This window comes from Clostridium amylolyticum (assembly GCF_900142075.1).
GTDB classification, from domain to species: Bacteria; Bacillota; Clostridia; order Clostridiales; family Clostridiaceae; genus Clostridium_AA; species Clostridium_AA amylolyticum.
Genome location: NZ_FQZO01000006.1, coordinates 227,045 through 246,146 on the forward strand (window position 1 = coordinate 227,045; position 19,102 = coordinate 246,146).

A 19,102-nucleotide genomic window follows, 5' to 3' on the forward strand; every position below is an offset into this window, starting at 1 on the left:
AGCTTTGCTGAATTTTTTCAAAAGCTCTTACTTCTTACCTATTATCTACTACTTCTTACTTTTTACCTCTTACTTCTTACCTATTCACTGCACTTCTTACTTTTTACCTGTTTTTACTATGTCACAGAAAGTTTTAGTTATTAATGCGGTGAAACCCCATATATTATGATTATAATAAGAATAAAAATATTGCACCATCTTACCTCTGGCAAACTTGTATTCTCTACCGCCATAAATCATATGAAATGGGAAATCATCTTTTATTTCCGGATTTATATTTATTTCATGCACTTCCGGCGGATTATTTTCAAAATAATCTAAAGGCACCATAAAAATATGATCTACCTCATCCTTATTGGGATTAATATCTGAAGTATGAAGTCTTGCTACAAAGGGATACATAATGGCTCCATAGGGACTAATAAAAAAGTCCATTTCACCTAAAAATTCTATGTCCTCTTCCTTTACTCCTAATTCTTCAACTACTTCTCTTATAGCTGTTTCCTTTGGACTTTCATCCTCTTCCATCTTACCTCCTGGAAAGCATATATCTCCTGGCTGATGATTTAAAGTAAAGGCTCTTTGTTCATATATTATATGGTCTTTTCCATCCTTCTCATAAAGTAATATCATTACAGCACTTTTCTTATATTTACCTATAAGGTTTCCCTTTCTGTTTCTAAAAATATTATCAATAGACTCTAAATTCAACAAATATCACCTCTCAGTAATTATATATATAAATTATTACATTATAATTCTGTTAACTCAACACCAAAATGTTGTACATACTTAGTATATTTGTTATACTATCTATGTTAAAAATTAATTTAATTGCATAAATAATAAATTTAAGATAATTGGAGAGATTAAATTGAGATATAAAAAAATAATTGGAACCTTAGTTTTAGCACTTTCTATAAATATTTTATCACCAAATTTAGTAAAGAAGGCTCATGCGGAAGTAAAGCCACCTAATATACAAGGTAAATTTGCCATAACTATGGATTTGAAAACTGGAGAAATAATTTACACTAAAGCACCAGATTCAAAAGCTTATCCTGCTAGTACCACAAAACTGTTAACAGCACTTTTATTGGCAGAAAATAAAAGTAAAGAAGATACCCTTAAATTTACTCCTGATGCATTAAAGCAACCGGATTATGCTATTTATAGAAGTTTCGGCCCAATACCTCTTGGCACTACCATGTCTGCAGGGGATGCTATGAAAGGATTAATGCTTTTTTCCGGTAATGATATAGCTTATGTAATTGCAGATAATGTAGCTGGTAGTAATGCAAAGTTCTCTGAGATGATGAATAGTAAACTAAAAGAATGGAATTTAAAAGACACTCATTTTGTTAATCCTAACGGTCTTCCAGATGCTAATCATTATACCACTCCCTATGAACTAGCTATAATCACTAAAAAAGCTTATGAAAACCCTTGGGTTAAAGAAACTATGAATACCAAAAACGCCACTATTAAAACTTCTAACAACTTAATTATCAATGTGGAAAATAGAAATAAAAATGTAGGCGTTGATGGCTGCGTAGCTGGTAAAACCGGCTATACTAAGGATGCTGGCAGATGTTTGGCTACAGTTTATGAAAGAGATGGAAGAACTTTAATAGGAATAGTTATGAATTCTGTTTATGACCTAAATGACACCGCAGTATTTGAAGATATGAAAAAGGTAATAGATTATAGCTATGCTGCAGAAAAAACTTCATTTATGAAAGCGGATACCACTGTAGGCACTTACCCTATAAAGTATAAGCTGTTTAAATTCTTTGGTCCTGAAAAAACCATAGATGTACCTTTTATCCTTACAGAAGATGTAAATATCTATGATAATGAAATAAATAAAAATGAAACTAAAGGAATTGTAGAAATAAAAGAAACAGATGGATGGAACCTCGCTAAAAACCCTAAAGCTTCTATTTTTAAGGTTAGTCAAAGGGTTTCCTCCCATGAGTATGCTGTTAAAGCCAATATAACTACCCAAGATTTATTAAAACAAAATATAGTTATCTATGGCATAACCCTTGCTGCTATTATTTTTATACTTGTATTAATAATATTAATTATAAGAATTTTTTCTAAAAGAAGCAGAAAAAGAGGCAGAAGAAGATATTAAACTTAAAGGCTGTGGTTATTATACCCAGCCTTTAATTATAACCATTTAAATACTTATAAAAGAGGTTATTTCTTATGGAAAGAAGATTTATAAAGATAAATGGAATTGTTCAAGGAGTTGGTTTTAGACCCTTTGTATTTAACTTAGCAATGAAATATGGTGTTAAAGGCTGGGTAAATAATAACTCTCAAGGTGTTTATATAGATGCAGAGGCTTCTCATTATAATCTAGATGATTTCATAGAAAAAATTAAGCATAACCCTCCCCCTTTAGCAAAAATTGATAGTATTACTTGGGAGGATTTAGAGATTTATGGATTTAATGATTTTACTATAAAGGAAAGCCAAATTGAATCTGGGAAAATAACTCTTATTTCTCCAGACACCGCTTTATGCAGTGAATGCCTTGAGGATATACTTAATGTTAAAAATAGAAGATACTTTTATCCTTTTACTAACTGCACTAACTGTGGTCCTAGATTTTCTATAATAGAAAGTATTCCTTATGATAGGGATAAAACCACTATGAAATCCTTTAAAATGTGCAACCTTTGTAATGAAGAATATAAGAATCCTAGAAATAGAAGGTTTCACGCCCAACCTAATGCCTGTGATAACTGCGGTCCTCATATATATTTAACAGACAGTAAAGGTGAAGTTATATTAGCTAGCAAAGAAGATTTAAATTCTAGCCAGTATAATTATGAAACCCTAAAATGGGTATCGGAAAAATTAAAAGAGGGTTTTATATTTGCTATAAAAGGATTAACTGGTTTTCATTTAGTTTGTGATGGTAAAAATGAAGTTGCTATAAAAAATCTAAGAAAAAGGAAAAATCGCCCTCATAAACCTTTTGCTTTAATGGCTAAAAACATAGATATTGTAAAAAAGTATTGTGAAATAAACCAGATGGAAGAAACAATAATTACTGGCAGCAAAAAGCCTATTGTACTATTAGATAAAAAACAGAATTGCTCCTTACCTTCAAATATTGCTCCTTTCCAAAAGAGTCTAGGTATAATGCTGCCCTATACACCTTTACATGCTTTGATTTTTAACTTTGATATTGAATTATTGGTAATGACTAGTGCAAATCTATCCTCATTACCATTAGAATATGATAATGATACAGCCATTCGTGATTTAAGTAGTATTGTGGATTATTTCTTGTTACATAATAGAGATATTTTTATTCCTGTAGATGATTCAGTAACTAAAATAGAACTTAACGGTGAGTATATAGTAAGACGCGCTCGTGGTTATGCCCCCTCTCCCTTTAACTTTCAAAGTGATAAATGCATACTAGCCTTGGGTCCTCATATGAAAAACACCTTTTCCATATCAAAACAAAAATTTATTTTTATGAGTCAGCATATAGGGGATCTCCAAAATGTTGAAACCTTTAATCATTATATAAATAATATTAATCAATTTAAAAAAATATTTGATATAACTCCTACCCTAGCAGTTTGCGATATGCATCCTGGCTATTTAAGCACTAAGTACGCTGAAAGTTTAGATGTTCCATTAATAAAAGTTCAGCATCACCATGCTCATATAGTAAGCTGTATGGCGGAAAATGAAATAAGTGACAATGTAATTGGACTATCTTTTGATGGAACAGGTTTTGGAGATGATGGAGCTATTTGGGGCGGTGAATTCTTAATATGCAATTTAAAAGAGTATGAGAGGGCCGGTCATATAAGTTACGTTAATTTATCTTCTGATGATAGCGCCTCTCGTGAACCTTGGAAATCTGCTATAGCATACCTATGCTACTCCTATAATAAAAATAAAGATTTACAGAATTTAATCTCCTTAGAAGATTTAATATATAAACTTTATGGTGATAAAGGTATTTTATTTAGCAAAATTATTAAAAATAAAATAAATACTATTAACTCTTCTAGTATGGGAAGATTTTTTGATGGGGTATCCAGCTTATGCGGCATCAGACATACTATTACCTATGAAGGTCAAGCCTCTATAGAGCTAGAAGCTCTCATAGAAGAAGCTTCTGAGAATTGTTATGAGTATGGTATAGAGGAGCTTTGCCCTATGTTTATAATAGATACCTCTAAAATTCTTACTGATATAATAAAAGATTTGCTTTCAGACCTTCCTCCAAAAATAATATCTGCAAAATTTCATAATACCATTGTTTCTTTTTCTAAGGAAATGTGTATTAAATTAAGAAATAAATACAACATTAACTCCGTATGCTTAAGTGGTGGTGTTTTTCAAAACTCCTACTTATTAAATAATTTATATAAAAGCCTTATTCATGAAGGCTTTAAGGTTTATACTCATTCAAAGATTCCTACTAATGATGGTGGAATAAGCTACGGACAGCTTATTATAGCAAGCCTAATGTGTGAAGAATAATTAAAATGTTATATAGGAGAAGATATAATGACTAAAACAAATTTTAAAGGAAGCGTAATGCTTAATCCAGTTCCTGTGGTACTTATCACCTCAAAGAATGAAGAGGATAAGGTGAATGTATTTACCGCAGCTTGGGTGGGGACTTCTCGGCAAACACAAATACAGTAAATAAAGAACAGTCTACTTAGGCTGTTCTTTATTTATTACCTTATTAAGATTTTCATATAATTCTTCTTCTAACCATAAAATTTCATTTTTTTCACTTATGTTGTCTTTTCTCATATCTCAATCCCCCTATGTACTTTATATTACAATGATAGCAAACGTACGTTCCCATATCAAGTAATTTTTTAAAATTAATTTCCATTTAGTTTGCAACATAATTATAGCACCAAAATCCATTCCCTCCAGGAATATTTCGACACGCTTATTTCATTCCCATAATTTATGTATTTTTTTACTTGTTATTTTGTCGTAAAATGTATATTTGGGTGATATTATGTTGAAAAAATTAAGGTTAAGTCGAAAACTTTCTCAATCTGAACTGGCTGCACGTGTAGGCATAAGTCAAAGTTATCTTAGTAAACTAGAAAATTTACAAGAAAGGAGTACTATGATAAATACCTTGCTAGTTAAAAATCTATCTGAAGTTTTAAATGTATCCCCTATTTTACTTCTTATTTATTTTTATTCTCCTCATACTAAAATCAATTTAAAATGTCTTAATTGTTCAAAAAATAAATTTATTCTGTAATTCTAATTGCATCCCCTTCCTTTACATTAAAATTTTTCTAGGGAGGGAGTGCTTATGTTAGGAGATAGACTTAAAGAGCTTAGGGAAGATTCGGGAATGAACCAGGACCAGTTGGCTGATATATTAGGTGTTACTAGATCTGCTATATCCAGTTATGAAACAAATACTAATATGCCTAGCCTAGATATGGCTATAAAGTTAGCTGATATATTTAATGTAAGCCTGGATTATTTATCTTGTAGGACAAAGGAAAGAACTAATTTAAACTTATTTGATAAAAATAATAAAGCACTAATATTAGATATGATAAAACTTATTGAGAAATATAAATAGTACCAAAATAAAAATAGCCCTGGATCTGCTCCAGAGTTATTTTTTTATCTTAATATACTGTATAGCATACATCAACTGAATTAATAATTTCTAAATATATATATGCACATACTTTACAATCTGAAAGAGCTTCATGTGACTTTAACTCATCTAAATTAAATCTCCATTTAAGTTCTTCAAGCTTATAACTTTCAAGTTTTACATCCTTTTCTGTTACAAAATCATATTCTTTAATTTTACTCCTAGCCATCTGCAGAGTATCTATTGCTTTGTTCTTTGGCTTTTTATATCCATATTTATATAGGTTGTGTAATAAGAATTTCATATCGAAAGTACAATTATGTGCAATTAAAACCTCTTCACCTATAAAATCTAAAAATCTTGGAAGAACTTCTTGTATTGATGGAGCATCCTCTACCATTTCATTTGTTATTCCATTTATTGATGTTATTTTCTGAGTTATTTTTTTATTAGGTTTTACATATGTAATAAATGTTTCTATTGGCTTCTCCAAATCAAATTTAATTGCACCTACTTGTATTATTTCGTTATTTTCTTCATTTAATCCAGTGGTTTCAAAATCAAATACAACAAAGTTAGAAGGCCTCTTAGTTGTGTTTGGATATTTCATAAAGTTTTCATATATAACTTCTTTATTCCTTGTTATATTTTTTATAAAGCTATTATCTAACTGCTTACCTAAATCATAATTCTTAACATCTTCAAAACTTTTTATATAAAGAGTTTCTGAAGACTCTTTTTTATCATTTTTTACATTTTCTATTACTATATTAGTATTAATCTGATTAGAGCTGCTAATATTGCTAACTTCATTTGATAAAGCAATCTCTCCTTTTATCTTCTTAGCCTTTGAATTGTACAGTAAATAAAAAACAAATGCTGTTATAGCAACTAATGAAAATGTTAAATTAAATAACATAAAAATAACTGATACGCATTCAATTATTAAAGCAATTATACGTTTTTTATTATACTTTTGTAACTCATTTTCTAATCCTGCTATATTATCCATATTACCAACACCATCCCCCAATTATGTAAATTCTAATTATAATTGTAATCTGTATGCTACTATATACAAGCTTTTCGACAAAACTATATATAATATTACATGTATAAAAGATTTAAAAGTGGCAAGAATTTAGATAATCCTTTTGTATTAATTTTTTATTTATTGTAATGTACTTATAGTTAAGGCTCCCGTGTGGGGCTTTTTCTATTTTAGAGAAAAAAATGGGTAACCCTAAAGCTACCCTGAAGAAACTATTCATTCAATTTAGATTCTCTTTCTTTAATTAGCTGCTTTAACTCTTCAAGATCTTCACGTGTAGATTGATTTTTTATAAAGCTTCTAGACCTTGAGCGATTACTTAAATACTTTGCATATTCCTTATTTTTTTCTTGCCACTTTTTATTAGCTTCAGTTTGTTTGCTACTATCCAAATTAATCACCTACTTTGACAATAACATTATTAATGTAATTAAACTTATTATAAGCGCTACAATACTTAAAATAAAGCTTAGTTTTTGAATTTTATTCATAATGCTTTACCTCCTTAACCTTTATGTTATAATAAAGTTAAGAAGAAGATTTAAGGAACGGAAGGGGTGTGAGCCCTTCCTTGTGGTTACTTGCGATTAACAAGTATTAGATTTATTACAGCTATAATCAGGTTTACTAGGGCTGTTATTAACTGTATTAAATCCTTGTTGTTTGTTCCTTTTTTCTTCTTCTTTTTCTTTGCCACTTTTATCACCTCCTTACAATTATATTATACTATGCATAGTATATAATGTCAATACTTTTTATTACTTTTTTTCTATATTTTTATAAATAATTACAAAAAATAAAGGGCAACCCTCAGAGGTTGCCCTAATAAATTCTATAATCCTAAAAGTTTCTTCCAGGTGTTTCTACCTACTATTCCATCAGCCACTAACCCATTATTTCTCTGAAATGCCATAATGGCCTGCTTGGTACCTTCTCCAAAGATTCCATCTGCTCCATAAGCTAAACTATAGCCTAAATATATTAACCTTTCCTGAATCCATTTTGTTATATTTCCCCTAGCACCTTGTTTTACTAAGGGGCACCCATTCAAGGTATTAGGACCAGGATAATTATCTATAGCCTGCTTAGAAAAACCTTGCCTATTACATTCTGCCTGTAGAGAAGCAAAATCATATTGGGGTTTTGCTTGTGGCTTAGGTTGTGGCATTGGTGTTGTAGGCTTAGAAGCTTCAGGTACTCTCTTGCCTTCTATCCCTTCCGCTATAACCTTAGCAATGCCTGCAGGTCCCAATCTTCTATAGTTTTCTACGTCCTTTACAGCTTCAACAAAGAACATTTCAACTATCATAGCTGGCATCTTTGTATTTCTAACCTCGTATAGCCTTGGATTAATGTTTAAGCCTTTAGTTCCAGCTCTTCTTTGATTTCCGCCATCGTCTGTGAATCCAGCCAAGAATAGAGCTCTAGATACATTTACTGCATATTCATGTTCGCTGTAGACACATACTTCAGAGCCGATGGAACCGTTGTATTTATCATAAGCATTATTACAGTGCAAACTTAAGAATAGATCCGCACCCCAAGCATTAGCTTTATTTACCCCATAAGCTAAATCCTCATATTTGTCCATGTTATATGGTGGAGTAACATCTAATATTTCATGTCCTAAAGATTTTAAATAATTGCCAAAGTGTGGCAGCACCTCTCTGTTGGTATCTAATTCACTTATTATTCCTACTGCTCCTGGTGCACCATAATTATGGCCACCTCTATATGCTATTTTCATAACTATTTTTCCTCCTTATTATCAAATTTTACAAATTCTTTACTTTCACCATCACTTTTTTTCTTAAGTATATCTATTGCATTGACAACTACCGGAGACCATTTAATGCCCATTAATCCTGTATTCTCTATAAGGGATAAGCATTCATTTGCTATAAATCCTATAATAGCAGTATTCCTTAAAAATCCTCCTGAACCGAGTACTATATCAACCTGGTTAACTACAACTATTACAACAAATATAAACGCCTTTTTAACTAGCCCCTTAAAGCCTGCATTACTTTGTGCAGCTCCTGTTTCGGTTTTGGGTGATCTTTTAAATATCGCTGCGACAGCAAAACCAGTTATATAATCTGCTATTGCACAGCAAGTTAACGCCGTAAGAAGAGCATCCGCCCCGCCTAAAGCCTTAGCTAATACTCCTCCTAATACGCCAACTGCTACACAAATACCATTTTTTATGTTCATTATTTTTTCCACTTTAATACCTTCTTTCTTATAAAATTAGGCAAAATAAAAACACCCTGTAGGTGCCATACTTTGCCTTTTTAGATTATTTATTTAGATCTTCTATTACTTCTGTCACAACTTCTTTGAGGTTGCTTATTTTAGGTACCTGATCCACTGTATAGGTACCGTTTATTATCAAGCTTACCCATACAGCAACTAGTCCACTGTTTTTATTAAACATATGCTCAACTCCTTTCTATTCTATTGGTTTCTCTGTTTCTACTGGCGATTCCGGTGATACTGGTGGCACTAATAATAAACTTAATTCAGCTATAGCTTGGTTTTGTTTTTCTACAGTATCCTTAAGCTTATTTATTTCTATTTCTTCCTGAGTCTTTATGCTTTTAATTACCTCCCCACTCCCAGGATTAACTCTGTAAGCCTTATAATCATTAAATAAATTTGAGTCATAAGGCAGCACTAAGCAATCTAGTACTTTTTCCAAGTCTTCTTTAAATGGTCCATATATGCTCATATCATTAGTTCCAGTTAGTATTTTATTAATTAAACCTGTATTCTTGCTATAATATACCGTCATCGTATTGGTTTCTTCATTAAACACTATATAATCACTCCTTTTTTATTTTTACCAAAAGTATATATCCCCTGTCCAAGCATTGTTGCCAGTACTATAATTAGTTACATCTACACGGTTTTCGCTAACATGGTTATAAGTTAATTGTAAGTTCCCTTTTGTGCCAGAGAATTGTATTATAGGGATATGCCCTAAGTCATGCTCTAAGATAACTGTTCCACCCGCTTGTATTGTTAGTGGCCATTTTAAATTAGGCTGTATTCCTGGTGGTATGCTTACCTTAGCTGTGCTGTTATAACTCTGTGAGACCGCTCCTATCTCTATATCTGTATCGTAACCGCCTAGCCTTAATTTAGGTGTTAACCGTGCTATATTGACACTTTTATATTCTGCTTTCGACCCATAAGCGACGTCTATATTTACACTGTCCCCACCGCTGATATTTAACCCTATTTGGTCTTGAGCATAAGCGTTAGTTGCACTCCAATCGTTTGGCATTGCGACAATGTAGTTGTATACCTCGGAATCTAGCATTTTGTCACAACCCAAACCGTATGTTATTCCAGGGATAATAGAACCAAGTTCGTCGATAGACGTCCCTACACGCATTAAGTGCTTATTATCTATAAAACAATCCACAGTTGATTTAGAAATTAATATTCTTTCTTTAGAGTTAGAAGTTTTTATATTAACCCCTTCGATAGTACCACCTACAATTTGTTCTCCCTTAACAGTTAACCCATAAATAAACTCTCCGATTATATGCCCATCCATAGTTATAGCTGTTGCAAAACTTCCGTTGATACCGTTATTACTATATCCTAGTCCTCCTAAATTCCAACGCCATACTTTTTTAGCTGTGTTGGGATCTTCTGTATCCATTATTAAAAGTTCCCCTCTACGCTTATATACGTACCCGCCTAGTGTGTTTGTTATTAAGTCCGTAGCGTTGTCTACAGCTTCTTTCCACTCTGTTTTATCTCTTGTTATTTCCTCGGATACTTTGACTAAAGTTTTTTCTACGTTGCTTAAGCTTGTTGCAAAGTCGCCTTTGAAATTACCTAATTCTATAGAAACATATTTTTCTGTTAAACAATCGTACTTATAACTTATTACAGTAGCTTTTATCTGTATTCCTAATCTTTCATGGTTTATAGTTACTTTGTCGTATAGATAAAGTTGCTCTAGTACCTTGTAATCTTTATATTCTTCTGTTTTAGTAAGTTCTATAAAATCTACAGAATAATTAACTTTTGGATAATCTATTTTATCCAAGGAATATAGCTTTGTGGCTTGATTCCTCAATTCCTGGAATACCGTTTCTTCTGTAACTCCATTTTCTGCATCCACCTTTAAGTCACTATAATGAATGTGTTGTATTTTGGGGTTAGGATATGCACTTATTATATTACTATCGATATACTTTTCCGGTAACATTAACACTGTGTCATTCTCATTTAAACCAGTTAGCATAAGTCTTGTTACTACGGAACTTGCATCCAGGTTTTCTTCTATGCTTAGAAGGTTTTTCCCATAAGATATCGTCGTACCTCTATCTTCTCCCGCCATGGTATAGATTTTTATGTTAAAATTATCTCTTTCTATTTCACCTCCCCATCTACTTAAGAAGCTGTTATCATCGTCTCCCATAATAGCTTGCACCGGGTTTTTTCTTATATAATTCGCGGTGGATACTTTGGATATGTCGCTTACAGCTTGGAATTTATTCGGATAACTGGTATTTTTTAAAATCCAATTTAATGCACCCGCTCCGTTTTGGTCTGTGGGTCTTACATCTTCCAAGAAGTTGTCCAGTAAATCATAGAAAATGTGTCTTGCAAAAACTTGTACATTATTCCCGGCAATTTGTTTGCGTACTATCCTAAAAAGTTGCTGTCCATATTTCGGCGTAGGTGCTTTAATTATGTTCTCTTCTAACAAGTCCCTCCATTTAGTATTGCCGAATGTTGGATATTCTAACTCTAGAAAATAATCTCCATTAAAGTTTTCGGTGACCTTGCAGGAAATACATGAATCCAGTGTATGTATGCCGTTATGTGTAAAGTCTGTTTCTTTGCTATCATATAAATTAATCATGTTTTCCCTCCTAATTCCACCTACCAAAGGCAATAAAATTAACCGTTACTGTTGTAAATGTATTTTTTGTAGAAATTAATTTAAACTTAACCGAACTATTGCTCCCGCCTACCATAGGTTGAGCGAAACAAATTGAATCTGATGATTTAGGAATAATAGCACAAACTGGAACGGTATACGGTGCAAAAGTCGCAGGAAAGTTCCAAGTTATTTCATCCGATTTATAAAAAGCTCCTTCTGCTGTTGACATATTCGTTCCGTAATCGTTATTTCCGTAACAAACCATTGTCCCATCGCTAAACTTTACAAAACGTCCGTTACCCACTATTCCGCTTTCTATTACAGCTTTAGTACTTAATTCGTCTATTATTTCAGTGACTTGTCCTTGTAATCCGTATAAATCTATGTCCAAACTTTCTATATTGCTCTCTGCGGAACTTAATCTTTGTGCAATATTTAGTATGTTCACAGATATGTCCGGGATTATATTGTTTTCTAGTACTATACTTCCATTTTTATAGACGTCTATAGCATTGTAAAACGCTGTTTGTGCTTCTGTTGGTGTTTTTAACTCGTAATAAATAGTAGTTGGATTAGCTTGCAACCATGCTTTAAATCCTGTTACATCGGGGGTAGCAAGTTTGGATTTTAAAATATTGATACTCATTCCTGCGGCGCTATCTATAAATACACCTTCAATGTCATCCGTATAAACTCCAATCGTACTACTTGGAATAGTATCAGCTATTGGATTAGTTCCGTTCCTTTGATTAATTTTTGCTTTTTCACGAATAATCACAGTGGCAAAAGAAACGGTATCAGTATTTGATGCATTAAATGCCCATGCTTCACTACCGTTTAAAATTATTTTCCCGATTTTTCTAGTTACCTTACCATAGATTATTTCGTCCTGTGCAAAATAACGCCCTCTTAAAGGCTCTGATAGTTGCATTTCTAACTTCTTAGATTTATACACTTCATAAGGTGTAGCCTGTTCGCCTTCTTCTAGTTGAATATTAGTTATAATTAACCATCCAAGTAAATCTGCACCACCGCCCATTCTTGCAAATTCAATGCTTATCAATCCGTTAGAAGGAGTTATAAAAGTGTATGATTGTGGACTTATATTCGTTTCAAATCTTTTAATAATGCTATCGTCAACCGTATTTCTTATGGTTGTATAATTTGTAACAGCATTACCATTTACTGTGAATTCATGTTTAAAGGTATATTTTGTATTCGGTTTTAGTTTAAAATCGTAGTATGTTCCCTTATTATAAGTTCTTTGAGTGTAAATTTTTAAAGAATTATCTATAACAATATCGCCGTTTACAAATTGTCTTGGCTTATTTATATCAAATAAGTTTTTACCCACACTTTTAACTAAGATTTTATTTCCCTCTTGCTCCCCTACAGATTTAACCCCATCAAACCACCTAATATTTTCTTTGCACCATTCTAAAGTAGGCTCTTTACCTGCACCAAACAGCATTGTTAAATTAACAGCTATAACCTCTTTTATGTATATATTGTCCCATCCGCTGTCCCTAAAGTCTCTTATTTGTACATACGCATTAGTAGAATTAACAGAACTAATCCCGGAAAGCCTTTCGTACTGTCCGCTGCCGGTATGATTCACCATGTCCCCTGCCATTAAGTGTACTAGGTTACTAGTGCTTTTTATATAGGCACTAATATATACTTTGTCAGTTTCTTTTTTTTTAATTTGTTGGTCTGCTCTTGCATATTTTGCGGTAGCAAGTAGCACGCCAGTTTGTCCATCATTGGTTAATGTCCCCCCACTAGTTCTCCACCCTGCAACGCCATTGGTAAAGCCGCCGTTTACGACTTCATTTTTTAATGTCCTTCCTTTTATATTGCTTACAATAGCCTTGCTATCATTGTTAACATCAACTTTGGTAAACGCATTCCTGGTGTTTATAATCTTTATATTGCTTTCGTCTAATTCATTTATGTATTTTAATAATTGTTCCTGCGTGTTTATAGCCATATTATCCCTCCTTTAAACTATCGGTGTATTTATGTAGGATTTATTTATTACCACCCTAACAAGCATTTGCTCGTAGGTTTTTAACAGAACGGTATTGTCGTCTATTACGGTACATACTTTAATTATTTCTTTCCACTCCTGGTTATATACACTTATTACTAAATTCACGCTCTCTAAGTTATGCTTAAAGTTGCACTCCCATAATCCGGATTGTTCGTTATAAACAAAAGCATCTGCCGCAATTATGAATGTTTTATTGCTAGCTTCTTCTATTTTATTTAATGCTGTTGTCGCTTCTTGTACAGCCGCATTAAGCAAAGGAATAACTTCTTTACCTTTAGTTGTGCTGTCCTTTAACTCTAAATTTACAGCTTTACCTTCCGCTGTATTAGCCACCAAAATTTCATTTGTCGACTTGCCTTCTGCGGTATTATTTTGTAGTTGAGTATTTACGGTTTTCCCTTCTGATATATTTACAATTAAATCTTCATTTGTTGACTTGCCTTCTGCGGTGTTAGTTTTTAGTTGTGCATCTACCGCTTTACCTTCTGCTGTACTTTTTACTAAGGTAGTGTTTACTGTTTTCCCTTCTGTAATATTTCTTTGTAATTGGGCATCTGTATTTTTGGCTTCTGCTGTATTGCTTATTAAATCTTCATTGACGTTTTTACCCTCTGCAATAGTAGCTTTTAATACTTTGTTAACCTCTCCGGCTATTCCTACCTGTTCTTTTGCTTCTTCTATGTCGTTTAACGCTTCTATTAAAGCTGTAAACTCATTACTTGACTCTATAGAACTATCGTTTCTAAGTGTTTTGTAGACCCTAACTATAAACCCCCTGCTTGTTGCTAGTCCGCTGTCATTAAATATAGATAATTCACACTCTACATTCCCTTGAACAGCCAAGGTTTGAGAGGTTAGAGGAATTTTTACTTTTCCTTCTTTAGCGTTTAGAATCTCTACAGAATTAAATATTTCGTGTTTGTCGGGTTTTAATGCGTAAAATTTTACTTGGTATCCCGTTAAATCTACCGCCATCCCTCTATCTGTGACATATCCTTCTATAAAGCGTGTATTTACATCTAATTGCTTCGCATCTACAAGCACACAGTTTTTATTGTATAAATCTAAATATATTTGTTTAGTTATATTTATCACAGTAAATACCTCCATTCGGGTTTAATTTCTATTTTAGTAACATTTCCCGACCACAATATTTTATTGTCGCCTGGGTTTAAAACAGGAAAGTTGCCTAAAATTTTATTGTTAAGTGGTAATTGTTCCTTATAAGCTGATTTTAAAGGAGTATTTATAGTAATAAAATTCGCTACTTCTTTTAATATAAGATTGGTTTCGCCTATAGTTAAGTTAATATTTCCGCTACCATACAATGTTATTACAGGTTCGGAAAAATATGTTCCGGGATTAAAGATTGTGGCTTGATTAGTCAAGTAAATAGTGTCGGTAAAATCCATGTAAGCAAAAGGTTCTAACCTAAAAGTTAACTGGAATTCTCCGTGCTCTGCTATCTCATTCACTATATCCCCCATTTTCACAAATTTTATTTTGTAAAAAACGTCGGGTTCTTCTTCTAATACTAGTTTTTTTGCATTTATTAGCAGCGCTTTAAATTTTCGCATTTTCATTCTAATATTTTCTTCATCTAATAAGTTGAAATTAATAGGAAGCTCTATATCTCTCCAGTTCCCTTTTTCCGTTAAACTCCCATCCCTTCCATCTACTTCATAAATTTTTAAAGTTTGTTCTGCTGAAGGTATAGCCGGCCTTTCGACTGAGCATATGCCAAATTCTTCTCTTAAGCTGATACAGTCGATTAATATGTCCATGCCTACTTATACCCCCTCGCTAAATTGTTATCTGTGTAACGATTATTCATTTTAAACATTATTTTATCTACTAGCCTATCCGTATCCGCTGGTGTGCTGTTCTCGGCGTTAATTATAAACTGAACATTATTATTATTTGTAGAAGCGTAATTTGCAATGCTCTCTCCTTTTACGTAAGGCGTTGTTGTGTTATTAGGTGACATAGCACCTGTAACAGCATTAACTACGTTTGTAGCCGCTTTTTGAGCTAATTTAATTTTATCTTCCATACCTATAGCCAGTCCCTCGGTATTATATTCTCCTATCTCCATCATTACCCTGGAAGGTGAATGAGTGTCAAAGCCTTTTCTGAACCCCTCTGAAACTTTATCTGTGAACCAAGCCACTTTATTTTTTAGCCATCCCCAACCGCCAAAGATACCATCCCACAAACCTTGTATCATATCTTTACCAATCTGCTTCATGTCTTCGGGAATACCTTTCATCCACTTTATTAACCCGTCCTTATATTCTATAGCAGCGTTGATACCTTCGTCTTTCATGTTTATTGCAAAAGTTTTTAATTTATCTATCGTTTTACCTAACCACTCCCATATGCGCCATGGCAAAGATTTAAACCAATCTATTATACCCGCTATGGTTTTTCTAGCACCTTCTGCGGCACTATTATAAGTGTCAACCGCCCACTGTTTTATATTGTTATAAGTATTTACCAACCACAGCCAAACTTCTCCTGGTAACTTCTTAAACCAATCCACTACAGCAAAGTAAACATTTTTACAAGTTTCAATAAAGGCGTTCCACGTGTCTATTCCCCATTGCTTAATATTGTTATAAGTATTTACTAACCACGTCCAAACCTCTCCTGGAAGTTTTTGAAACCACTCTACAACGGAGTTATAAACATTAACACATGTTTCCACGAATTTATTCCAGGTATCCACCGCCCATTTTGCAACTATGCCAAAGAATTCTCCTAACGCAAGTGCTATATTTTCTGGAAGTTTAAAAAACCATTCTTTCATGTTTTCAATCCACTCCGGAATAGTTATTAAAAAGAAGTCCTTTATAGCTTGCCACCCATCCGTAAACTTTTGTTTTATCCATATCCAAAAATCTACAAAATATTGAGGTATTCCGTTAAACCATTCCATTAAGGCATTCCACCCTTCAGGAAGTTTAACTGTTACTAAGTCCACAAGCCATGCCCAAAAGTTTGCTATAGCTTGTTTTATACTGTTCCATATTTCAATTACTTTTTTTCTAAAGTTTTCGTTAGTTTTCCATAGGTATATAAACCCTGCCGCAAGTGCCGCGATAACACCTATAACAATTAGTACAGGCATAGATATCCCTGCTAAAGCTATTTTTACAGCTACTAAAGCTTTTTTTATCGTCGCCCATACTGCAACAAAAGTTTTGCCTAATGCGGATAATTTAGCACCAATACCAAAGGCTTTAAGCTTAGCAATCAAAGGCGCAATCTTCCCTGCTAATATAAATATTTTACTAATTCCATTTGCTATCCCACCTATAAACATAATAATGGGACCTATAGCCGCCGCTATTCCTCCTAAAGTAACGATTAACTTTTTAACCCCAGGACTCAATTCCTTAAACCATGCATTAAATTCTTTTGCTTTATCCCCTAGCCACTTTATAGCAGGCGCTAGCACTTCGAATATGCTTTCAGCTAAGTCTTTTAAGGCTAAGTTTAAGTTGTTCATAGCTACTTTCATTTGGTCGGGCGGGTCTTGGGTTCCTTCGAAAGTGTCTTTTACTGTACCTTCGAACTCTTCCATTTTAAAGCCGAATTTATCTAGCTGTATTCTGCCTTCTCTTATAGCTGTAGACATTTCTGTCGCACCTCTAGCACCAAATACCCTAGAAGCTTCTTCCAATGCTTCTGTGTCTGTCTTGGCTTCTTTTATCTTCTTAACGCTCTCCTGTAATCCTTCTGTCATGCTTTTACCTTCTTTTGCGTAGGTAACTGTAGCTTTTTTTAATGCGGTTAGCGCTGTTTCGGAATTTACTCCGTTTGCTTCAAACTCGGATAAAAGTATAATGCTATCTTCTAAGTTAAATCCCATAGATTTTAAAGCCGCACCGTTTTGCTGTATACTATCCATTAGCTTGTCTACGCTTATCCCAGTGGATTGACCCGACATAGTAATCATGTCTAACAATAAAGGTGCTTTGCTACTGTCTATATTCCACTGTTGCATAAGCCTGTTAGTTTTGCCTATAGATGCGTTTAAATCAGTGTCGTTAATTTCTGCAAACATAAGAAAGTCTTTTGAAAGAGATTGAAGTGCTTCTCCTGTAAGGCCGAACCTGGTATTAACTTCTCCCACAGCGGTTCCCACAGCTTCTGCTGCAAAAGGCATAGAACCATATATATCATTGAATACACTTTCAAACTCTGTCATAGCTTCGCCTGTTGCTCCGGTTTTAACCGTTATGGTGTCTAGCCCGCTATCTACTTCATTAAACGCTAGCATACTAGCTGTACCCACAGCCATTATAGGAACTGTTACATTTTTAAAAAACCCCTTGCCTATATTTGTTGCTTTTTCTCCAAAGGCACCAACTTTATTTCCCGCTTCTTCCAGGCTTTTACCATAGTCTTTAACTTTGCTTTGACTATCTTTAAATGCATCATTGGCCAGTTTAACTTCATTTGCTAGTTTTTGTTCCGCTATCTGTGCATTTAATAGTTTTCCTTCTAAACTTTTAACTTCTGTGGAATTTTCTCCGTAAGTAGCTTTTGCTTTATCTAATTGCGCTCTAGTTTCTTCTACAGATTTTTTTGCTAAATCTTGCGCTTTGCTTAAATAGTCCACTTTACTTTTTAGCTTATCGGATTCACTTCCATTTAATTTTAGTTGTTCCTGCTCTAACTTAAATTCCTTTGTAAGCTTGGAAGTTTCTTCCCTCATTTGATTCATAGAAGAATTGAATTCTTGGTTAAAGACACTAAATTTTACTTTTATTTCGTTATTCCCTTTAGCCATATATACCCTCCTCTCTATTCTGTAATAGGATTATTAGCCCATGCATCATAAGCTTGCTTATTTTCTGCTACTCTCTCCACTTCTTCTATAGGTGCGTGCCAAAAAAAATCCTCCCCTATATTTAAAATAAGCACATAAAGGGTATATAAATCCTCCATGTGCTGTATTTGAAACTTAGGGGGTTTTACTTTTTTTTATCTTTTCGATTACCTTTTGTAGCTTTTGCAAATCCATTAGCAAAGCCATTTCCTTCTTTATTGACCAACCCTATAACCAACTCCATGTAAGTGCTTAGTGTTTCGGTATAGTCTCCATGGTATTGTTGTAGAAATTCATCATAAGTTAATTCGATATTTTTATTTGCCCCTCTTATTCCTATATATATTGTTTTTAGGCATTTTTCTTCATCAACTTTATTCAGAACCTCTTCTGTATTAACTTCCTTACCGTCAGATTTTATAGCAATGTCCAAAAGGTCATTCACAAGAGAGTTCTGTATAATATTTTCTCTCTGTGCCTGTGCTATCGCAAAATTTGTTAACATACATGGAACACGCCTTTCATTTTCTACTACTTCTATAAACTCGCCTTCATGTTCCACTATTCTTCTTTCAGATAATGTTATTACTTGTATTTTAGCCATTCGTAAACCCCCTTAA

The 19,102-nt window shown here is 33.3% G+C and carries 17 protein-coding genes and 1 pseudogene; 5 read left to right on the plus strand and 13 right to left on the minus strand.

All coding sequences use genetic code 11. The annotated features are described in order from the left end of the window. Nucleotides 1-96 precede the first annotated feature (96 nt). Nucleotides 97-714, minus strand: a complete 618-nt coding sequence (locus BUA82_RS14530; protein ID WP_242948980.1) for an NUDIX hydrolase — start codon at nt 712-714, stop codon at nt 97-99. Nucleotides 715-874: 160 nt separating this feature from the next. Here BUA82_RS14530 and BUA82_RS14535 point away from each other — a divergent pair, with 160 nt between their 5' ends. The 5 genes and pseudogenes from BUA82_RS14535 (at nt 875) to BUA82_RS14555 (ending at nt 5,611) form a co-directional block, all read left to right on the plus strand. Further along, entirely contained in the window at nt 875-2,140 is a 1,266-nt protein-coding gene (locus BUA82_RS14535) for a D-alanyl-D-alanine carboxypeptidase family protein (protein WP_073009755.1), read from the plus strand. 74 nt (nt 2,141-2,214) lie between these two features. Beyond that, nucleotides 2,215-4,524, plus strand: a complete 2,310-nt coding sequence (gene hypF, locus BUA82_RS14540) for a carbamoyltransferase HypF (protein ID WP_073009758.1) — start codon at nt 2,215-2,217, stop codon at nt 4,522-4,524. Between the two features lie 27 nt (nt 4,525-4,551). After that, a pseudogene (locus BUA82_RS14545) lies at nt 4,552-4,668 on the plus strand (flavin reductase family protein); the annotation flags it as partial. A 355-nt stretch (nt 4,669-5,023) separates the two neighbouring features. Continuing rightward, nucleotides 5,024-5,278, plus strand: coding sequence for a helix-turn-helix domain-containing protein (locus tag BUA82_RS21255; RefSeq protein ID WP_073009761.1), 255 nt, complete (start codon nt 5,024-5,026; stop codon nt 5,276-5,278). Between the two features lie 54 nt (nt 5,279-5,332). Further along, nucleotides 5,333-5,611, plus strand: a complete 279-nt coding sequence (locus BUA82_RS14555; protein WP_073009764.1) for a helix-turn-helix domain-containing protein — start codon at nt 5,333-5,335, stop codon at nt 5,609-5,611. Nucleotides 5,612-5,660: 49 nt separating this feature from the next. Here the strand turns inward: BUA82_RS14555 and BUA82_RS14560 are convergent, their stop codons facing one another. The 12 genes from BUA82_RS14560 to BUA82_RS14610 all read right to left on the minus strand — a co-directional run bounded on the left by BUA82_RS14560 (nt 5,661) and on the right by BUA82_RS14610 (nt 19,086). Continuing rightward, a complete protein-coding gene (locus BUA82_RS14560; protein WP_073009766.1) occupies nt 5,661-6,644 on the minus strand; it encodes a 3'-5' exonuclease in 984 nt (327 codons plus the stop codon). 251 nt (nt 6,645-6,895) lie between these two features. Then, the gene (locus BUA82_RS14565) at nt 6,896-7,075 is read right to left on the minus strand and encodes a hypothetical protein (RefSeq protein ID WP_073009769.1); all 180 of its coding nucleotides are present in this window, start codon (nt 7,073-7,075) and stop codon (nt 6,896-6,898) included. Nucleotides 7,076-7,515: 440 nt separating this feature from the next. Beyond that, nucleotides 7,516-8,430 (minus strand): N-acetylmuramoyl-L-alanine amidase, encoded by a 915-nt coding sequence (locus BUA82_RS21010; RefSeq protein WP_073009772.1) that lies wholly within the window; start codon nt 8,428-8,430, stop codon nt 7,516-7,518. A gap of 2 nt (nt 8,431-8,432) precedes the next feature. Beyond that, a complete protein-coding gene (locus BUA82_RS14575) occupies nt 8,433-8,909 on the minus strand; it encodes a phage holin family protein (RefSeq protein ID WP_073009775.1) in 477 nt (158 codons plus the stop codon). A 73-nt stretch (nt 8,910-8,982) separates the two neighbouring features. Continuing rightward, nucleotides 8,983-9,120, minus strand: coding sequence for a hypothetical protein (locus BUA82_RS20710; RefSeq protein ID WP_178140735.1), 138 nt, complete (start codon nt 9,118-9,120; stop codon nt 8,983-8,985). Nucleotides 9,121-9,135: 15 nt separating this feature from the next. Then, nucleotides 9,136-9,501 (minus strand): hypothetical protein, encoded by a 366-nt coding sequence (locus tag BUA82_RS14580; RefSeq protein ID WP_073009778.1) that lies wholly within the window; start codon nt 9,499-9,501, stop codon nt 9,136-9,138. Nucleotides 9,502-9,525: 24 nt separating this feature from the next. Next, the gene (locus BUA82_RS14585; RefSeq protein ID WP_073009781.1) at nt 9,526-11,571 is read right to left on the minus strand and encodes a phage tail spike protein; all 2,046 of its coding nucleotides are present in this window, start codon (nt 11,569-11,571) and stop codon (nt 9,526-9,528) included. 10 nt (nt 11,572-11,581) lie between these two features. Next, complete coding sequence (locus BUA82_RS14590; RefSeq protein ID WP_073009784.1) at nt 11,582-13,582, minus strand: hypothetical protein; 2,001 nt, start codon at nt 13,580-13,582, stop codon at nt 11,582-11,584. Nucleotides 13,583-13,594: 12 nt separating this feature from the next. After that, nucleotides 13,595-14,740, minus strand: coding sequence for a BppU family phage baseplate upper protein (locus tag BUA82_RS14595; protein ID WP_073009787.1), 1,146 nt, complete (start codon nt 14,738-14,740; stop codon nt 13,595-13,597). Continuing rightward, nucleotides 14,737-15,429, minus strand: coding sequence for a distal tail protein Dit (locus BUA82_RS14600; RefSeq protein ID WP_073009790.1), 693 nt, complete (start codon nt 15,427-15,429; stop codon nt 14,737-14,739). The genes BUA82_RS14595 and BUA82_RS14600 overlap by 4 nt, the downstream gene beginning before the upstream one ends. 2 nt (nt 15,430-15,431) lie before the next feature. Further along, nucleotides 15,432-18,443, minus strand: coding sequence for a phage tail tape measure protein (locus BUA82_RS14605; RefSeq protein ID WP_073009794.1), 3,012 nt, complete (start codon nt 18,441-18,443; stop codon nt 15,432-15,434). Between the two features lie 184 nt (nt 18,444-18,627). Then, entirely contained in the window at nt 18,628-19,086 is a 459-nt protein-coding gene (locus BUA82_RS14610; protein WP_073009796.1) for a hypothetical protein, read from the minus strand. Between the last annotated feature and the right edge of the window lie 16 nt (nt 19,087-19,102).